Here is a 17,325-nt window from a genome sequence, read left to right on the forward strand (position 1 = left end):
TCAGAGAAAGCGAAACCATGACTGTGCTGAAATCCCTGCGCCGCCGCCTGCTCACCGTGGCCACCCTGGCGACCTTGAGCCTTGGCCTCGTGCATGGCGCCCATGCGGCCGATGGCGGCACGCCCGACCAGCTGATCCGCCAGCTGTCCCTGGAAACCATCGAGGCCGTCAAGGCCGACAAGGACATCCAGGCCGGCAATGTCAACAAGATCATCGCCCTGGTCGACGCCAAGGTGATGCCTCACGTCAACTTCCAGCGCATGACGGCATCGGCCGTCGGCCGCTTCTGGCGCCAGGCCACGCCGGAGCAGCAGACCAAGCTGCAGGCCGAGTTCAAGACCCTGCTGGTGCGCACCTATGCCGGCGCGCTGACGCAGGTGAAGGACCAGACCATCGGCCTGAAGCCGCTGCGCGCCCAGCCGACCGACACCGAGGTCGTCGTGAAGACCGAGATCCGTGGCAAGGGCGATGCCATCCAGCTCGACTATCGCCTGGAGAAGGCCGGTGCCGAGTGGAAGATCTATGACGTCAATGTGCTGGGCATCTGGCTGGCGGACCAGTACCGCAACAGCTTCGCCCAGGAGATCGGCGCCAACGGCATCGACGGCCTGATCAAGAGCCTGGCGGACAAGAACGCCAAGGCCGGCGCTCCCGCCGCGAAGGGCTGATCTTGAGCGGCCTGAAGCTGCCCGCACGGCTGCGCACGGACGGCGCCCGCGCCGCCTGGGCGCAGATGTCGCCCGCCCTGCGCGCCGAGGCCGCCCAGGTGCTGGCGGCGGCCGGCCGTGAGGTCAGGCTGTCGGCTGCCGAGTTGAAGGATTTCGATTCCGCGGCGCTGAGCGTATTGCTATCGGCCGGGCGCCAGTGCACCGAGCAGGGCGCCACGCTGAAGCTGGACAACGCGCCCGACAAGCTTCGCGAACTGGCTCGCGTCTACGGCGTGGCCGAACTGCTGTGGCCGCCTGCCGCGGCCGTCTGATCAGCCCGCGTAACGTTTCGCGCGCAGATTCTTCTTGATCTCCTGCAGCATGGGCCGCAGGTGCTGGCCCAGCTTCAGCGCCACGCCCGTGGTCAGGATGTCCACCGCGATCAGATGCAGCAAACGCGACACCATGGGGCTGTAGCGGTCGAAGTCTTCGGGATGGTCCACCGCCAGCAGGATCTGGCTGGGGCCTAGCGCCAGCTGCGCCAACGGCGAAGCGCTGGCCGTGATGATGATGATGGTCGCGCCCTTCTTGCGCGCGATGTCGGCCGCATCCAGCAGGTCGCGGCTGCGCCCCGAATTGCTGATGATGACGGCGCAATCGCCTGGCTGCAGCATGGTCGCACTCATGAGCTGCACATGGCCGTCGCTGGTCGCCGCCGTGTTCACGCCCAGGCGGAAGAACTTGTGCTGGGCGTCCTGGGCGACGATGCCGGAGTTGCCGACGCCGTAGAACTCGATGCGCCGGTTGTGGCGGGCCGAATCGGTCAGCGCGTCGATGGCGCGCTCGAAGGCATGGCTGGCTGCATCGTTGCGGTAATGCAGCAGGGCGGCAACGGCGTTGTCGACCACCTTGACGATGATGTCGCCCGTCTTGTCGTCCTCGTCCACGGCACGGTGCACGAAGGGCACACCTTCGTTGACGCTGCCGGCCAGCTTCAGCTTGAAGTCGGCCAGGCCGTCATAGCCGACGCTGCGGCAAAAGCGCACCACCGTCGGCTTGGACACATGCGACCGGTCGGCCAACTCGCTGACCGGCAGGCTGGCGAAGCTGCGGGCATCAAGCAGCAACAGCTTGGCAACCCGTTGCTCGGCCGGCGGCAGGGCCGGCAGGGCGGCCTTCACGCGCTCAAGAATGCTCATTGTTCTTCCGCCCAACTGAAACCATCACGCGCGACCAGTGCGCTTGCGGCGGCCGGGCCCCAGGAGCCTGCCGAATAGGGGCGCGGCCCGCTCGCGTCGGCCTCCCACGCGTCAAGGATGGGCTCGACCCAGCGCCAAGCCTGCTCTTGCTCATCGCTGCGCACGAAGAGGTTGAGGCGGCCGGCGATCGCATCCAGCAGCAGGCGCTCGTAGGCGCCGACGCGCTGCGTCGCAAAGGCCTTGTCGAAGTCCAGGTCCAGCGACACCGGCGTCAACTGTTCGCCGTGGCCCGCGCCCTTCTGGGCCAGCAGTTGCAACTCCAGGCCGTCCTCGGGCTGCAGCTTGATGACCAGGCGGTTGGGCTGGCTTGCGCCGGGGAAGATCTTGTGCGGTACGGGGCGGAAGTTGACGACGATCTGTGCGTCGCGTTCGGCCAGGCGCTTGCCGGTGCGCAGGTAGAAGGGCACGCCGGCCCAGCGCCAGTTGTTGACCTCGGTGCGTAGCGCGACGAAGGTTTCGCAGGCACTGTCGGGCGGCACCTTGACCTCTTCCAGATAGCCGGGCACGGCCTTGCCTTCGATGCTGCCGGCGCGGTACTGGCCGCGCACGACGTCGCGGGCGACGCTGTCGGGCGTGAAGGGCTTCAGCGAACGCAGCACCTTGAGCTTCTCGTCGCGGATGGCGTCGGCGTCGTTGCGCGCCGGCGGCTCCATCGCGATCATGGTCAGCAGTTGCAGCGCATGGTTCTGGATCATGTCGCGCAGCGCGCCGGTGCCGTCGTAGAAGGCGCCGCGTGTGCCCACACCCAGGCGCTCGGCCAGCGTGATCTGGATGTTGGCGATGCTCTCGCGGCGCCACAGCGGCTCGAACAGCGCGTTGCCGAAGCGCAGCGCCATCAGGTTCTGCACCGAGGGCTTGCCGAGGTAGTGGTCGATGCGGAAGGCCTGCGCTTCGGCGAAGACGCTGCGCACCGCGCGGTTGATCTCCTGGGCGCTGGCCAGGTCATGGCCCAGCGGCTTCTCCAGCACCACGCGCACCTTGTCGTGGTTCAGGCCCACGGCGCCGAGTTGCTGGCAGATGCCGGTGAACAGGTGCGGGCTGGTGGCGAGATAAAGGACGACGGTGTCGGCGTTGCGCGCGTCCAGCCATTCCTTGAGCCCGGCGTAGTGATCGGGCTGGGACAAGTCCATGCGGCGGTAATGGATCAGCGCCGCGAAGCGCTCGAACTCCTCGTCGTTGGGACGCTTGGCGCCATCCACTTCGCGGAAGCGCTCCTTCAGCCATTCGCGATAGCGCTCGTCCGTCTGGTCGTCACGCGCGACGGCGAGAATACGGCCGCCTTCGGGCAGCTTGCCGTGCCGGAAGGCCTGGAACAGCGCGGGCATCAGCTTGCGCCATGTCAGGTCGCCGGTACCGCCAAAGAACACGAGATCGAAAGACATCTGCGGGGTCTCCAGGCCAGCGTCTCCCATGGAGCGCTAACCGTTGTGTAACTAAGTTTCGTGAAATACTATGCAGCAGTTTCTTCGTCGGGTCAATCCGTTCGACCCGGATACAGGCAGCCCATGAACCAGCTCGACCAGCTCAAAACCCTCACCACCGTCGTTGCCGATACGGGCAACTTCCTGCAGCTCGCGCAGTTTGCACCGCGAGATGCAACGACCAACCCTTCACTGATCCTGAAGGCGGTGCAGTCGCCCGACTACGCGCCGTTGCTGAAGGAAGCAGTTGAGGCGCATCGCGGCAAGCCCTTGGACGAGATCGTCGACCAGGTGCTGGTGCGCTTCGGTCTCGAGATCCTCAAGGTCGTGCCAGGCCGTGTGTCCACCGAGGTCGATGCGCGCCTGTCCTTCGACAAGGCCGCGTCGCTCGCCCGCGCCCGCCGCATCATCGGCCTGTACGAAGCCGCCGGCATCTCGCGCGAGCGCGTGCTGATCAAGCTGGCCTCGACCTGGGAAGGCATCCAGGCCGCTGCCGAACTGGAGCGCGAAGGCATCCGCTGCAATCTGACGCTGCTGTTCGCCTTCGCCCAGGCCGTGGCCTGCGGTGAAGCCAAGGTCCAGCTGATCTCTCCCTTCGTCGGCCGCATTTATGACTGGTACAAGAAGTCGGCCGGCAGCAGTTGGGATGAGGCGGCGATGGCCGGCGTCAACGACCCCGGCGTGAAGTCGGTGAGCCAGATCTACGCCTACTTCAAGCAGCATGGCATCAAGACCGAGGTCATGGGCGCGAGCTTCCGCAACATCGGCCAGATCCAGGCGCTGGCCGGCTGCGACCTGCTGACCATCAGCCCCGATCTGCTCGCCCAACTTCAGGCCACCGACGCCAAGCTGGAGCGCGCGCTCGACCCGGCCAAGGCGGCGGCCGTACCCGCCATCCACCTGGACGAAGCCGCCTTCCGCTTCGCGCTGAATGAGGATGCGATGGCCACCGAGAAGCTGGCCGAGGGCATCCGCCAGTTCGCCGTCGATGCCGGCAAGCTCGACAAGCTCATCGAGGCCGCCTGACATGACGGCGCGCTGCGACCTGTCTCCCGTTTGGGCTGAACTGCAAGCCCACTACGCCGCGAGCGGTCGCGGCTTCGATATCCGTGAAGCTTTCAAGGCGGATGCGGACCGCTTCGGCGCGCTGTCGTTTGAAGCGCCCGAGGTGTTCGCCGATCTGTCCAAGAACCGCATCGACATGCCCACGCTGGCCCTGCTGCTGAAGCTGGCGGCCGACTGTGGCCTCGAGGCGCGGCGCGATGCGCTGCTGCGCGGCGACCCGGTCAACCACACCGAAGGCCGCGCGGTGCTTCACACGGCGCTGCGCGCGCCGGCAGGCAGCAAGGCACCGTTCAATGCCGAGGTGCAAGCATCTCTGGATGCGATGCTGGCCTTTGCCGAGCGCGTGCGCCGCGGCGAGCGGGGCGAGATCACCGACGTCGTGCACATCGGCATCGGCGGCAGCGACCTCGGCCCGGCCATGGTCGTGCAGGCGCTGCAGGCCTTTGGTCGTCGCGATCTCAAGCTGCATTTCGTCTCCAACGTCGACGGCCATGACCTGGCGCCCGTGCTGGCCGGCGTTGACGCAAAGCACACGCTGTTCGTCATTGCCTCCAAGACCTTCACGACGCAGGAGACGCTGGCCAATGCGCAAGCTGCCAAGGCCTGGTTCCTGGCCGCCGGTGGAACGGATGTGGCGCGCCACTTCGTCGCGACCAGCAGCAACACTGCCGCCGCTGCCGCCTTCGGCATCGACACCGCCTTTGGTTTCTGGGACTGGGTCGGCGGCCGTTACTCGCTGTGGTCGGTCATCGGCCTGCCCATTGCCATCGCCGTCGGCGCCGACAACTTCCGTGAACTGCTGGCCGGCGCGCATGCGATGGACGAACACTTCGCGTCCGCGCCGCTCGACCGAAATCTGCCGGTGCTGCTGGGCCTGGTCGACGTCTGGTACCGCAATTTCCATGGCTTCACCAGCCGCAGCGTCGCACCGTATCACCAGGGCCTGCGCCGCCTGCCCGCCTATCTGCAGCAGCTGGAGATGGAGAGCAACGGCAAGGGCGTGGACTTGGACGGCAACGCGCTGTCAATCGGGACGTCGCCCGTCGTCTGGGGCGAGGCCGGCACCAACGGCCAGCACGCCTACTTCCAGATGCTGCATCAGGGCACGGACGTCATCCCGGTGGAGTTCATCGCGGTGAAGCGCCCGAATCACGGCGTAAGCGGAGAACTGGCCGAGAAGCTGGCCGACCAGCACCGCAAGCTGCTGGCCAACTGCCTGGCGCAGAGCCAGGCATTGATGCAAGGCAAGACGGCCGCCAAGGCCCTCACCGAGAAGGCGCCGACCGCGTCGGCAACGCTGGACCGTGGCGTCTTGTCCCGGCACCGCAGCTTTCCTGGCAACCGCCCGAGTACGACCCTCGTGCTGGATGCGCTGACGCCGCGTTCGCTCGGCGCGCTGATCGCCCTGTACGAGCACCGCGTCTTCGTGACCGGCGCACTGTGGGGCATCAACAGCTTCGACCAGTGGGGCGTGGAACTGGGCAAGGCACTCTGCAACCAGTTGCTGCCGCGCCTGGACTCCGGCGACACGGCGGGCCTGGACGGCTCGACCGCCGGCCTGTTGAAGCGGCTGGTGGCCGCATGAAGATCGTCTTTGATTTTGGCGGCGTGGTGTTCCGCTGGCATCCGGCCAGCTTCCTCGCGCGCATCTGGCCGCACCGCATCGAGACGCTGGAGCAGGGGGCGGCCGCGGCTGTGGTCTTTTTTCAGAACTATGGTGGCGACTGGGGCCTGTTCGACCAGGGCCTGATCGGCGCCGACGAGGTGGTGCGCCGCATCTCGGCGCGCACCGGCTGGCCGCGGGGCGACGTCGCTGCGGTCGTGCGTGCAGTGCCGGACGAGCTGATGCTGATCCCCGCTACTGCCGTGCTGATCCGCGATCTGCGCGCCGCGGGGCACACGCTGCACTTCCTGTCCAACATGCCCGAGCCGTATGCGGACCATCTCAGCCGCAGCTTTCCACTGAATGAATGGTTCGAGTCGGGCCTGTTCTCGGGCCGTGTCAAGCAGATCAAGCCGAGCGCCGAGATGTTCGCGATGGCCGAGCGTCACTTCAATGCGCCGCCGCAGGACCTGCTTTTCCTGGACGACCACCCGGCCAATGTCGATGCGGCCCTGTCACGCGACTGGCAGGCCTTCCTGTTCACGGATGCCGCCAGCGCGCGGCGTGAGCTGGTGTCGCGGCGTCTGTTGAGCGCTTGAGCGCCTGATCAGTGCACCAGCGGCTCGCCGTCCGGCCCGTATTCATCCGGGTTCTGGGGCGGCGTGGCGGGCACGCGGAACGACTCGCTGGCCCAGGCGCCGAGGTCGATCTGCCGGCAGCGCTCGCTGCAGAAGGGCCGCCATTTGTTGCTGGGTGCGAACACGCTGTCGCCGCCACATTGAGGGCAGCGCACGATGCGCTCGCCTGCGGGGTTCGTCTTCATTGGCACAAGGCGAGTTCGAAGCCGCTGTCTTCCTGTGCCAGCTTGAGCCGGCCTTCCTCGTCCTGGCGCATCAGGCGGATGGAGATCATCAGCCGATGGCCGGAGATTTCGGGGATCAGCCCGAGGCTGGGGTCGATGCGCATGCGCAGCAGTTGGTAGACGCGGCCAGGCGGCAGGCTCTGCTGGAACTGCCCCGCGGTGGCCGCCACCTTGTGCGGGGCTCCAGAGTCGCGCAGCAGGCCGAGCAGCACCTGCAGGGCCTCAGCCAGCGGCATCAGCGTCTGGGCCCAGGTCATCAGATCCTTGCGGCGGCGCACCGGCAGCAACTGCTGCCAGTTGTAGTAGGCCGGCAGGTCGAACTCGCAGGTGCCGCCGGGAATGCTGATGCGGCTGCGGATGCTCATCAGCCACTCGTTGCCCGTCAGCGTCGCGCCGGCCTTGCCGGCCAGCGCGTTCAAACGCTGGAAGGCGCCGTCGATGCGGGCGACGACTTCATCCAGGCGTGCTTCGTCAAGGCCGGGGCTGCCGCGGTAACCGATGAATTGCGCCTTGTGCTTCTCGAGTTCCTTGAGCAGATCGCTCTTGAGGTCGGCACGCGAAGCGACGTCCATGATCTCGAACAGCGTGACCAGGGCGAAATGATGGTCCAGCGCGGTCTCGCGCGACATCAGCGTGCCGAGGCGGTCGAACAGATGCTCGAGGCGAAGCATCGTGCGGATGCTTTCGTTGAACGGGTACTCGTACAGGACCAAAGGTGCCTCGGGTGGACTGCGATCAGGGCCGGGCGATTGTTTCACAGCCCCAGCGCTCGGCCAGGCTGAGAACCTCGTTTCTGAGCGCAACAAGCGGTAGGCGATCGTTGTGGAGCACAGCGTCGGCCGCCGCCCTGCGGGCTTCGCGGCTGGCCTGTGCTGCGATGGCGCCCGCAATGCGTTCGCGCGTCCAGCCCGGGCGCTGCAGCACCCGTTCGATCTGGGTTTCGATCGCGCAATCGACGACGAGCACGCGGGCGACGCGCGCCCGCCAGCGACCGGATTCGACCAGCAGAGGCACGTCGAAGACGACAAGGCGGGCCGTCGCGGTCTCAGCCTGCGCCTGTGCTTCAGCGGTGATCAGCGGATGCAGGATGGCCTCGAGCCGGCGCTTGGCCGTCGGGTCAGAGAAGACCAGGGCGCGCATTCGATCGCGGTCCAGGGCCCCATCGGTGCTGATGAAGTCCGCGCCGAACTGCACTGCAATGGCAGGCATGGCCGCACCGCCGGGCGCGGTCAGGGTGCGGGAGATGGCATCCGTATCGATGAGGGCGGCGCCGGCTTCGTGTAGAAAGCCTGCGACCGTGCTCTTGCCGCTGCCGATGCCGCCGGTCAGGCCGACCCTCATCAAGGGTTCATGTCCAGCCGAGCCAGCCCAGCACCGTCGGCTGGCCGGCAAACAGCACCACCAGGCCACCGCCGGCCAGGAAAGGGCCGAAGGGCACGTAGCGGCCCTCACGCAGGCCGGCATTCATCTTCATGATGATGCCGATGACGGCACCGATGGCTGAGGCGCCGAGGACGATGGGCAGCACCATCTGCCAGCCCAGCCAGGCGCCCAGCGCCGCGAGCAGCTTGAAGTCGCCATAGCCCATGCCCTCCTTCTTGGTGAGGAGCTTGAACACCCAGTACACCGACCACAGCGACAGATAGCCGCTCAAGGCGCCGATCAGGGCCTTGTCCAGCGGAATCGTCCAGCCCATCAGGGCGGCGGCGAGCCCGGCCCAGAGCAGGGGCTGGTTGATCGCATCCGGCAGCAACGTGGTGTCCCAGTCGATCATCGCCAGCGCGATCAGAGCAGCGACGAAGCCGCACCAGAGCAGCGTGGTCGGCTGGGCGCCGAAGCGCCAGGATAGGGCGGCGAAGGCGGCGCCGGTGAGCGCTTCAATGATGGGATAGCGCTTGGAGATCGGCGCCTTGCACGTGGCGCATTTACCGCCCAGGCGAAGCCAGCCAATGACCGGCAGGTTTTCATGCCAGCGCAACTGATGGCCGCAATGCGGGCAGCGTGAACGCGGCGCGGCGATAGTGAATGGAGGCAGGGCTTCGATCTTGGTGCCGTAGACATCCACGGCCTTGGCCAGCTTTTCAGCCTCGGGCAAAGGCACGTCAGCGACGCGCGCCATGGCGGCCGCGTCAGTGAGCTGCGCGGCCGACTCATGCAGCCACTGGCGCTCCAACATCAGCGGCAGGCGGTAAATGACGACGTTGAGAAAACTGCCGATGCAAAGACCGAAGATGCCGAGGATCCAGGGTGACAGCAGCAGGCTGTAGTCCACCGCCATCAGACCACCTGGCCGAGCTTGAAGATCGGCAGGTACATCGACACGACGATGCCGCCAATCAGGCCGCCCAGGATGACGATGATGAAGGGCTCCATCAGGCTGGACAGCGCCTTGACCGCTTCATCCACCTCGTCCTCATAGAACTCCGCGGCCTTGGCCAGCATGTGGTCGAGGGAGCCGGATTCCTCGCCGATGGAAGACATCTGCAACACCATGGTCGGGAAGATGCCCGTCGTCTGCATCGACGTCGTCAGCGCGGCGCCGGTGGAAACGTCGCGTTGGATCTGTTCGGTCGCCTCAGCGAATACCGCATTCCCCGAGGCGCCGCCGACGGAATCGAGCGCCTCGACCAGCGGGACGCCTGCGGCAAACATCGTCGACAGGGTCCGCGTCCAACGCGCGACGGCGGACTTGTACATGAGGTCACCGAAGACGGGGACCTTCAACAGCAGGCGATCCATGCGCTTTTGCATCGGCACGGAGCGCTTCCAGGTCTGCAGGAAGAAATAGATGCCACCGCCAATGCTGCCGAAGATGGCCCACCAGTAGGAGACGAAGAACTTCGACATCGCAATGATCATCAGCGTCGGTGCTGGAAGGTCGGCGCCGAAGGACTTGAACACGTCCTCGAAAGCCGGCACCACAAAGATCATGATGACTGCGACCACGATGAAGGCGACCACCATCACCGCGACGGGGTAGGTCAGTGCCGACTTGATCTTGTTCTTGATGGCAACCGTCTTTTCCTGATAGACCGCCAGCCGGTCCAGCAGGGCCTCCAAGATACCGCCGGTTTCGCCCGCTTCGACGAGGTTGCAGTACAGGGCGTCGAAATATATCGGGTGCTTGCGGAAGGCCGATGACAGGCTCGTGCCGGTCTCCACATCCTGTCGGATGTCGTTCAGCAGCCGTGTGAGGCGCGGGTTGGTCGCGCCGCGGGCGACGATGTCAAAGGACTGCAGCAACGGCACGCCGGCGCGCATCATCGTCGCGAGCTGGCGCGTGAAGATCGCGATGTCCTTCTGCTTGACCGCGCTGCCACCGCTGGAGCGGCGCTTCTTGACCTTGTTGACCAGGATGCCCTGGCGGCGCAAGGTGGCGCTGACCATGGCCTCGCCGCCGGCCCGGAGTTCGCCTCTGACGATCTTGCCATTGCGATCCTTGCCCTCCCACTCGAAGACGAAGTCCTTGACGCCTTTTGCTGCGGCAGTGGCAGTAGCCATGCGCTCTCCTCGAGACTGATTATTCGTTGGTGGCGGACAGCACTTCTTCCAGTGTCGTGACGCCGACGCGCGCCTTCACGAGGCCGGACTGGCGCAGATCGCGCACCCCTTCCTTCTTGGCCTGCTCGGCGATGTCCATCGCCGTTCCCTCAGCCAGGATGATGCGCTGGATCGCCTCCGTGACGGGCATCACTTGGTAAAGCCCGACGCGGCCGCGGTAACCATTTGTGCAGCTGCTGCAGCCGACGGCGCGATAGAGCTTCCAGCTGCCGTCGAAATCTTCCTCGACGAAGCCGGCCTTGATCAGCGCTTCGCGTGGGTAGTCTGCCGGCTGTTTGCAGTTCTCGCACAGCCGGCGCACGAGGCGCTGAGCGGTGATGAGCAGCACGCTGGACGCGATATTGAACGGCGCCACACCCATGTTGAGCAGACGGGTCAACGTTTTGGGCGCGTCATTGGTGTGCAGCGTCGACATGACCATGTGGCCCGTCTGAGCGGCCTTGATCGCGATATCGGCGGTTTCCAGGTCACGGATTTCGCCGACCATGATGATGTCTGGATCCTGGCGCAGGAAGGACTTCAGGGCCGTCGAGAAGTTCAGGCCCGCCTTGTCGTTGACGTTGACCTGGTTGATACCGGGCAAGTTGATTTCGGCCGGGTCTTCCACGGTCGCGATGTTGACGCCAGGCTGGTTCAGGATGTTCAGACAGGTGTAGAGAGACACCGTCTTGCCGGAGCCCGTCGGGCCGGTCACAAGCACCATGCCGTAAGGGCGGTAGATGCAGGCGAGCAGGCGCTCCTTCTCGATCTTCTCGTAGCCCAGCGCTTCAATGCCCAGCTTCGCGGAGGACGAATCCAGGATACGAATGACGATCTTTTCGCCGAACAGCGTAGGCAGCGTGCTGACGCGGAAATCGATGGACTTGCTGCCGAACTTCAGCTTCATGCGCCCGTCCTGGGGCACTCGCTTCTCGGAGATGTCCAGGCGCGAAATCACCTTGATGCGCGAGGCCAGCTTGTCCTTGATCGCGATGGGCGGTTGCGTGATCTCGCGCAACTCGCCGTCGACGCGAAAGCGCACGCGGTAGTGGAACTCGTAGGGCTCGAAGTGCAAATCCGAAGCGCGCAGATTGATCGCGTCGACCAGCATCTTCTGCAGGAAGCGGACGACGGGTGCGTCCTCGACGTCTGCCAGTTCGGCAGCCTCCTGCTGCGGCGTCGCATCCTCTTCGGCGATGTCGAAGTCGAAGTCGCCGCCAGCGATGCTCTCGAGCGATTCCGTCGCGCTGACGCCGCTGCTGGCCAGCATTTTGGCCAGCTTGTCATGCTCGACGATGACCCATTCCGGCTGCAGCTGGGTCGCGAACTTGATGCGTTCAATGACCTCGAGATCCGTGGGATCGGCGCCGCCGACGAAAAGGCGATTGCCGCGCCGCGACAGGGCCACGACCTGGTACTGCTGGGCCAGCTTGGCGTCGATGACGTTCTGCGGCATGCGCTGCGGGTCCATCGCCGACAGATCCAGCAGCGGCAAGGCCAGGGCACTGGACAAGGTGTGCGCCAGATCGACTGGCGAAACCAGGCCGCTTGCGATCACCGCGTTGACGAAACTGGCCTTCTTTTCCCTCGCCTGCTTGACGAGATCTTCGGCGGCCTTGGCCTGCAGCTTGCCGGCGTGCACCAGCATGCGCGCCACCCCCGACAGGGAAGACTGAAGCGGCTCGGCGAGCGTGGTTTCCACAGGCAGTTGCGTCAACGACGGAAAGAGCGAAGTCTGCCAATTGTGCCAGTCGGTAGCCGGGCGCGAGGCAAACGAATTCCAGGGATAACGTCAGGATTTCAGGGTTGCCGGTACTGTGGCCCGGTCGATTTGCGGACCCTCATCCCGAGGGCGAAGACTTGGTCGGGGTGAGAGGATTCGAACCTCCGGCCTCTACGTCCCGAACGTAGCGCTCTACCAGGCTAAGCTACACCCCGATGTCTTCTGCGCGAGCCGCCTAGGAGTGGCGCTCAACCGACTGAATTGCGAATTCTAGCAGAGATTCTGTCCACCTATTTGGAGGCAGGTGGCTGAGACATTCGGCCGCGTGCCGCGCTTCGGTTCGCGCCGCTTCCCGGGTCGATTCGAGGGCGCCGGTTGAGCGCACGATGGCAACGATATCCTGCAGTTTTTCCTGCTCGCCCTCTTCGATGGCATGCCGAAGCAATGCGCGTTGCTCGCCCGTTGCTCGCTCCATCGCGATCAACAGCGGCAGTGTCGTCTTGCCCTCGCGCAGGTCGTCCCCGATGTTCTTGCCGAGCTCCAGGGCGTCTCCTTCGTAATCCAGCACATCGTCGATGAGCTGGAAGGCCGTTCCCAGCGCGCGCCCATAGGCGGCACAGGCTTCCTCGACCTCGGGCGGGGCGTTGGCCAGTACCGCGCCGAGGCGAGCGCTGGCTTCGAAAAGCTTGGCAGTCTTGAACCGGATCACGCGCAGATAGCTCTCCACCGTGATGTCCGGGTCGTGCATGTTCATCAGCTGCAGGACTTCGCCCTCGGCAATGACGTTGGTGGCCTCTGCCAGCACCTCCAGCACCCGCATGCGGTCGACCGACACCATCATCTGGAAGGCGCGCGAATAAAGGAAGTCGCCGACCAGCACGCTCGCAGCGTTGCCGAACAGGGCGTTGGCGGTCGGCTTGCCGCGACGCAGTGAGGACTCGTCGACGACGTCATCGTGCAGCAGCGTCGCCGTATGGATGAACTCGACGACGGCGGCCAACTCAAAGCGCGCCGGCTTGGCAAAACCGAGCGCGTTCGCAAACAGCAGCACGAGCTTGGGGCGCATGCGCTTGCCGCCGGCATGCACGATGTAGTGCGCGATCTGGTCGATCAGCGCCACATCGGAGGACAGGCGCTGCGCGATGACCGCGTCGACCTGGGCCATTTCGTCGGCCAGCAGGGCGAGTACCTCAGCAACTTGGGATGGGGGCGAGGCTGACTCGACGCGCACGTGGACTCTCAGGCAAGGAATGTGGTGATTATAGAAACGGCGTCCATGCGCTTGCGGGCATGGTCGGGCCGCACTGTTGTCGTGAGGCTTGCAGGAGGCCCAGCGCGTGGAGCATTGCCTTTCGATGAAGCGTCAGGGTATACTCGCGGGCTCTTTGCAAGCCGTGTGTCTTTGATGGGTGGCGGGCAATGGGGATCAAAACCGACAAAAAGGCCCGACGAGGGCGGCGGCGCGGGCTGAATGGCTGGCGTCAAGCTGCTGGAGCCGGGTGATTGCACCCCTGAGGTGCGGAAGGATGAATATGTACGCGGTCATCAAAACCGGCGGCAAGCAATACAAGGTTGCTGCCGGCGAAAAGATCAAGGTCGAGTTGCTCGACGTGGAAGTCGGCGCTGAGGTCACTATCGACCAAGTGCTGGCCATCGGCAGCGGCGACGGCCTGACGGTCGGCGCTCCGCTGGTCGCCGGCGCTACTGTCAGCGCCAAGGTTGTCAGCCATGGCAAGCACGACAAGGTTCGCATCTTCAAGATGCGCCGTCGCAAGCACTACAAGAAGAGCCAAGGCCATCGCCAAAACTTCACCGAGCTGGAAATCAGCGCGGTCAACGGCTGATTTCAGTCGTCTTTCGCTAATTTCTAGGAGCTAACTCATGGCACAGAAAAAAGGCGGCGGTTCCACACGGAATGGCCGCGACTCCAAGCCCAAGATGCTGGGCGTCAAGGCTTACGGCGGTGAACTGATCTCCGCAGGTTCGATCATCGTGCGTCAGCGCGGCACCAAGTTCCACGCTGGCGTCAACGTCGGCATGGGCAAGGACCACACGCTGTTCGCGTTGGTCGATGGCCACGTGTCCTTCGCCATCAAGGGCGAGAAGAACCGTCAGACCGTCGTCATCACGCCGCTGGCGGCTTGATGATTGCGTGATCCGGACGGGTCGCCCGCCCGGATACTTCCAAGCCCCGGCTCGCCGGGGCTTTTGTTTTTTAAGGTCCGGCTTGCCGGAGCCTTTGCTTGTTTGATCCGGCTTGCCGGGTTTGTTTTTTGGAAAGCCCGCCGCACTGAATCGCAGCGGGCGCGCCGCAACCCAGCCAGTACGATGGCTGCTCAGCCATGAAATTCGTCGACGAAGCCACCATTGACATCGCAGCCGGCAACGGCGGCGCGGGCTGCGCCAGCTTTCGTCGCGAGAAGTTCATTCCCTTCGGTGGGCCGGACGGCGGTGACGGCGGCAAGGGTGGCAGCGTGTGGGCCGAGGCGGACCGCAACCTGAACACGCTGATCGACTACCGCTACGCACGCCGCCACGAGGCACGCAACGGTGAGGCTGGTCGCGGTTCCGACTGCTTCGGCGCGGCGGCCGACGACATCGTGCTGCGTGTGCCGGTCGGCACCATCATCACGGACCTGGAAACCGAATCCGTCATCGGCGAGTTGATCGAGTCCGGCCAGCGCATTCTGCTCGCCAAGGGCGGCGACGGCGGCTTTGGCAACTTGCATTTCAAGACGTCGACCAACCGTGCGCCGCGCCAGAAAACGCCGGGTTGGCCGGGCGAGGCCAAGAAGCTGCGCCTGGAGCTGCGCGTGCTGGCCGACGTTGGCCTGCTGGGCCAGCCCAACGCCGGCAAGTCGACATTGATCACGGCGATCTCCAACGCCAAGCCCAAGATTGCGGACTATCCGTTCACGACGTTGCATCCCAACCTCGGTGTCGTGCGCGTCGCGCCCGAGAAGAGCTTCGTTGTCGCGGACATTCCAGGCCTCATCGAAGGCGCCTCCGAGGGCGCTGGCCTCGGTCACCAGTTCCTGCGCCATTTGCAACGCACGCGGCTGCTGCTGCATGTCGTCGACCTCGCGCCCTTTGATCCCGAGGTCGATCCGGTCAAGGAAGCCAAGGCTATCGTGGCCGAGCTGAAGAAATACGACCCTCAGCTGCATGCCAAGCCACGCTGGCTGGTGTTGAACAAGCTGGACATGGTTCCCGAGGAAGAGCGTGCCACGCGCGTGAAGGACTTCGTCAAGCGCTATCGCTGGAAGGGGCCGGTCTTCGAGATCTCGGCGCTGACACGCCAGGGCTGCCAGCCGCTGATCCATGCGATCTACGAACACGTTGCTGCCGAGCAGAACGTGCTGGTCGAGCCCGATATCCGTTTCGAGTCCAACAGCCCCGCCGAATGAGTTTGCTGTCCAGCGCGCGCCGTATCGTCGTCAAAGTCGGTTCCAGCCTCGTCACCGACGAGGGTCGCGGCATTGATGCCGAGGCGATCGCGAACTGGAGCCGCCAGCTGGCGGCGTTGGCGAAAGAGGGCCGTGAGCTGATCATGGTGTCCAGCGGCGCCATCGCTGAGGGCATGAAGCGTCTCGGTTGGGCGACACGCCCCAAGGAACTGCACGAATTGCAGGCCGCTGCAGCCGTCGGTCAGATGGGCCTGGCGCAGATGTACGAGAGCCAGCTCAGTGCCCAGGGTATGGCCAGTGCCCAGGTGCTGCTGACGCACGCCGACCTGGCGGACCGGGAGCGCTATCTCAATGCGCGCTCGACGCTGCTGACGTTGCTGGCCCACCGCGTGCTGCCCGTCATCAACGAGAACGACACCGTCGTCAACGACGAGATCAAGTTTGGCGACAACGACACGCTGGGGGCGCTGGTCGCCAACCTGGTCGAGGCCGATGCGCTGGTGATCCTGACCGACCAGCGCGGCCTGTATTCAGCCGACCCACGCAAGGACCCGACCGCCCGCTTCATCGATACGGCACAGGCCGGCGATCCGGAGCTGGAGCGCATGGCTGGCGGCGCCGGCTCGAGCATCGGCCGCGGCGGCATGATCACGAAGATCCTCGCGGCCAAGCGCGCAGCTGGCAGTGGCGCCGGCACTGTCATCGCCTGGGGGCGCGAGCCCGATGTGCTGCTGCGCCTGGCGCGCGGCGAGGCCATCGGCACGGCCCTGCTGGCAGCCACGCCCAAGCTGGCGGCCCGCAAGCAGTGGATGGTCGACCACCTGCAGTTGCGTGGCTCGGTCAAGGTGGATGCGGGTGCGGCGATCAAGCTGCGGGACGAAGGAAAAAGTCTGCTGCCCATCGGCGTGGTGGAAGTGCAGGGCGGCTTCCATCGCGGCGATGTCATCGCCGTGCAGACGGCCGAGGGCTTCGAACTCGCGCGCGGCCTGGCCAACTATTCAGCCTCGGAAGCCCGGCTGATTGCGCGCAAGCCCTCGTCGGAGTTCGAGGCGCTGCTCGGCTATGCGGCAGAGCCCGAACTTATCCATCGAGACAACTTGGTGCTCCGCTAGAAGCGCAGCCCCTCAGTTCGGCGGCTCGCCCTCCGGCGGCGTCGCCGTTGTTTCCAGTGGCGCGTCCAGCGGCATTGGCCCGCTGTTGCGCTCCCGGTGCGCGGGCCGCATGCCGGCACGCAGATAGCGGTTGTGATGGTTGATGCGCGGCAGGTAGCGCGCCAGTTCCGTCAGCGCCATCTCGTAAACACCGCGCTTGAACTCGATGACGGCCTCCAGCGGTACCCAGTACTCGTTCCAACGCCAGGCGTCGAACTCCGGGTGATCGGTGGCGCGCAGGTTCATGTCGCAGTCGCGCCCCACCATCTGCAGCAGGAACCAGATCTGTTTCTGGCCCCTGTAATGGCCACGCGCATCTCGCCGAATGAAATGCTCGGGCACCTCGTAGCGCAGCCAGTCGCGAGTCCTCGCGATGATGCGCACATGCTCTGGCGTGAGCCCCACTTCTTCGTGGAGCTCTCGGAACATCGCCTGCTCAGGCGTTTCACCGTGCTTGATGCCCCCTTGCGGGAACTGCCACGAGTGCGTCCGGATGCGTTTGCCCCAGAAGACCTCGTTGCGTTGGTTGAGCAGGATGATGCCGACGTTGGGGCGGAAGCCTTCACGGTCGAGCATAATCAACCTCAAATCTCTAGTTGGTTCGATTATTGCATCGGGCCACGATCGTCACAGCGCCCTCGCTAACC

At 65.1% G+C, this 17,325-nt stretch carries 19 protein-coding genes and 1 tRNA gene; 9 read left to right on the plus strand and 11 right to left on the minus strand.

Annotated elements, in window-relative coordinates:
* Positions 1 to 17 precede the first annotated feature (17 nt).
* Together AC1DW0_RS15725 and AC1DW0_RS15730 are read left to right on the plus strand one after the other, a co-directional pair.
* Complete coding sequence (locus tag AC1DW0_RS15725; RefSeq protein WP_056203349.1) at positions 18 to 668, plus strand: MlaC/ttg2D family ABC transporter substrate-binding protein; 651 nt, start codon at positions 18 to 20, stop codon at positions 666 to 668.
* A gap of 2 nt (positions 669 to 670) precedes the next feature.
* Positions 671 to 979 (plus strand): STAS domain-containing protein, encoded by a 309-nt coding sequence (locus AC1DW0_RS15730; RefSeq protein WP_056203352.1) that lies wholly within the window; start codon positions 671 to 673, stop codon positions 977 to 979.
* Here AC1DW0_RS15730 and AC1DW0_RS15735 read toward each other — a convergent pair whose 3' ends face one another.
* On the minus strand, positions 980 to 1,840 hold the full coding sequence (locus AC1DW0_RS15735) for a MurR/RpiR family transcriptional regulator (RefSeq protein ID WP_056203638.1): 861 nt from the start codon (positions 1,838 to 1,840) through the stop codon (positions 980 to 982).
* A gap of 2 nt (positions 1,841 to 1,842) precedes the next feature.
* Positions 1,843 to 3,288 (minus strand): glucose-6-phosphate dehydrogenase, encoded by a 1,446-nt coding sequence (gene zwf, locus AC1DW0_RS15740; protein ID WP_457325867.1) that lies wholly within the window; start codon positions 3,286 to 3,288, stop codon positions 1,843 to 1,845.
* 123 nt (positions 3,289 to 3,411) lie between these two features.
* On the opposite strand from zwf, the gene tal reads away from it, so the two are divergent.
* From tal to AC1DW0_RS15755, 3 genes are read left to right on the plus strand one after another with little or no spacing between them, the layout of a single operon-like run.
* Entirely contained in the window at positions 3,412 to 4,353 is a 942-nt protein-coding gene (gene tal, locus AC1DW0_RS15745; protein WP_477946784.1) for a transaldolase, read from the plus strand.
* Position 4,354: 1 nt separating this feature from the next.
* The gene (gene pgi, locus AC1DW0_RS15750) at positions 4,355 to 5,977 is read left to right on the plus strand and encodes a glucose-6-phosphate isomerase (RefSeq protein ID WP_477946786.1); all 1,623 of its coding nucleotides are present in this window, start codon (positions 4,355 to 4,357) and stop codon (positions 5,975 to 5,977) included.
* Positions 5,974 to 6,594, plus strand: a complete 621-nt coding sequence (locus AC1DW0_RS15755) for an HAD family hydrolase (protein WP_056203360.1) — start codon at positions 5,974 to 5,976, stop codon at positions 6,592 to 6,594. The genes pgi and AC1DW0_RS15755 overlap by 4 nt, the downstream gene beginning before the upstream one ends.
* Positions 6,595 to 6,602: 8 nt before the next feature.
* Here AC1DW0_RS15755 and AC1DW0_RS15760 read toward each other — a convergent pair whose 3' ends face one another.
* The 8 genes from AC1DW0_RS15760 to AC1DW0_RS15795 all read right to left on the minus strand — a co-directional run bounded on the left by AC1DW0_RS15760 (position 6,603) and on the right by AC1DW0_RS15795 (position 13,285).
* Complete coding sequence (locus AC1DW0_RS15760; RefSeq protein WP_056203363.1) at positions 6,603 to 6,818, minus strand: DNA gyrase inhibitor YacG; 216 nt, start codon at positions 6,816 to 6,818, stop codon at positions 6,603 to 6,605.
* On the minus strand, positions 6,815 to 7,570 hold the full coding sequence (zapD, locus tag AC1DW0_RS15765; RefSeq protein ID WP_056203365.1) for a cell division protein ZapD: 756 nt from the start codon (positions 7,568 to 7,570) through the stop codon (positions 6,815 to 6,817). The genes AC1DW0_RS15760 and zapD overlap by 4 nt, the downstream gene beginning before the upstream one ends.
* 22 nt (positions 7,571 to 7,592) lie before the next feature.
* Positions 7,593 to 8,201, minus strand: coding sequence for a dephospho-CoA kinase (gene coaE / locus AC1DW0_RS15770; RefSeq protein WP_477946789.1), 609 nt, complete (start codon positions 8,199 to 8,201; stop codon positions 7,593 to 7,595).
* 4 nt (positions 8,202 to 8,205) lie between these two features.
* On the minus strand, positions 8,206 to 9,135 hold the full coding sequence (locus AC1DW0_RS15775; protein ID WP_056203370.1) for a prepilin peptidase: 930 nt from the start codon (positions 9,133 to 9,135) through the stop codon (positions 8,206 to 8,208).
* Complete coding sequence (locus tag AC1DW0_RS15780; RefSeq protein WP_056203372.1) at positions 9,135 to 10,358, minus strand: type II secretion system F family protein; 1,224 nt, start codon at positions 10,356 to 10,358, stop codon at positions 9,135 to 9,137. Before AC1DW0_RS15780 ends, AC1DW0_RS15775 begins: the two co-directional genes overlap by 1 nt.
* 19 nt (positions 10,359 to 10,377) lie before the next feature.
* Positions 10,378 to 12,045 carry a type IV-A pilus assembly ATPase PilB gene (pilB, locus tag AC1DW0_RS15785; RefSeq protein ID WP_082532993.1) on the minus strand — a complete coding sequence of 556 codons (1,668 nt, stop codon included), beginning with the start codon at positions 12,043 to 12,045 and terminating at the stop codon, positions 10,378 to 10,380.
* 213 nt (positions 12,046 to 12,258) lie between these two features.
* Positions 12,259 to 12,335 (minus strand) — tRNA-Pro (locus AC1DW0_RS15790).
* Positions 12,336 to 12,355: 20 nt separating this feature from the next.
* Positions 12,356 to 13,285, minus strand: a complete 930-nt coding sequence (locus AC1DW0_RS15795) for a polyprenyl synthetase family protein (protein WP_056203374.1) — start codon at positions 13,283 to 13,285, stop codon at positions 12,356 to 12,358.
* 367 nt (positions 13,286 to 13,652) lie between these two features.
* Here AC1DW0_RS15795 and rplU point away from each other — a divergent pair, with 367 nt between their 5' ends.
* The 4 genes from rplU (at position 13,653) to proB (ending at position 16,639) form a co-directional block, all read left to right on the plus strand.
* The gene (gene rplU / locus AC1DW0_RS15800; protein ID WP_056203376.1) at positions 13,653 to 13,964 is read left to right on the plus strand and encodes a 50S ribosomal protein L21; all 312 of its coding nucleotides are present in this window, start codon (positions 13,653 to 13,655) and stop codon (positions 13,962 to 13,964) included.
* A 37-nt stretch (positions 13,965 to 14,001) separates the two neighbouring features.
* Positions 14,002 to 14,265, plus strand: coding sequence for a 50S ribosomal protein L27 (rpmA, locus tag AC1DW0_RS15805; RefSeq protein ID WP_056203384.1), 264 nt, complete (start codon positions 14,002 to 14,004; stop codon positions 14,263 to 14,265).
* Between the two features lie 197 nt (positions 14,266 to 14,462).
* Positions 14,463 to 15,527 carry an Obg family GTPase CgtA gene (cgtA, locus tag AC1DW0_RS15810; protein WP_056203387.1) on the plus strand — a complete coding sequence of 355 codons (1,065 nt, stop codon included), beginning with the start codon at positions 14,463 to 14,465 and terminating at the stop codon, positions 15,525 to 15,527.
* Positions 15,524 to 16,639 (plus strand): glutamate 5-kinase, encoded by a 1,116-nt coding sequence (proB, locus tag AC1DW0_RS15815; RefSeq protein ID WP_477946792.1) that lies wholly within the window; start codon positions 15,524 to 15,526, stop codon positions 16,637 to 16,639. The genes cgtA and proB overlap by 4 nt, the downstream gene beginning before the upstream one ends.
* 12 nt (positions 16,640 to 16,651) lie before the next feature.
* Here the strand turns inward: proB and AC1DW0_RS15820 are convergent, their stop codons facing one another.
* Positions 16,652 to 17,254, minus strand: coding sequence for an RNA pyrophosphohydrolase (locus tag AC1DW0_RS15820; protein WP_457389214.1), 603 nt, complete (start codon positions 17,252 to 17,254; stop codon positions 16,652 to 16,654).
* Positions 17,255 to 17,325: the final 71 nt, after the last annotated feature.

It is taken from the genome of Roseateles sp. P4_D2, assembly GCF_056401875.1.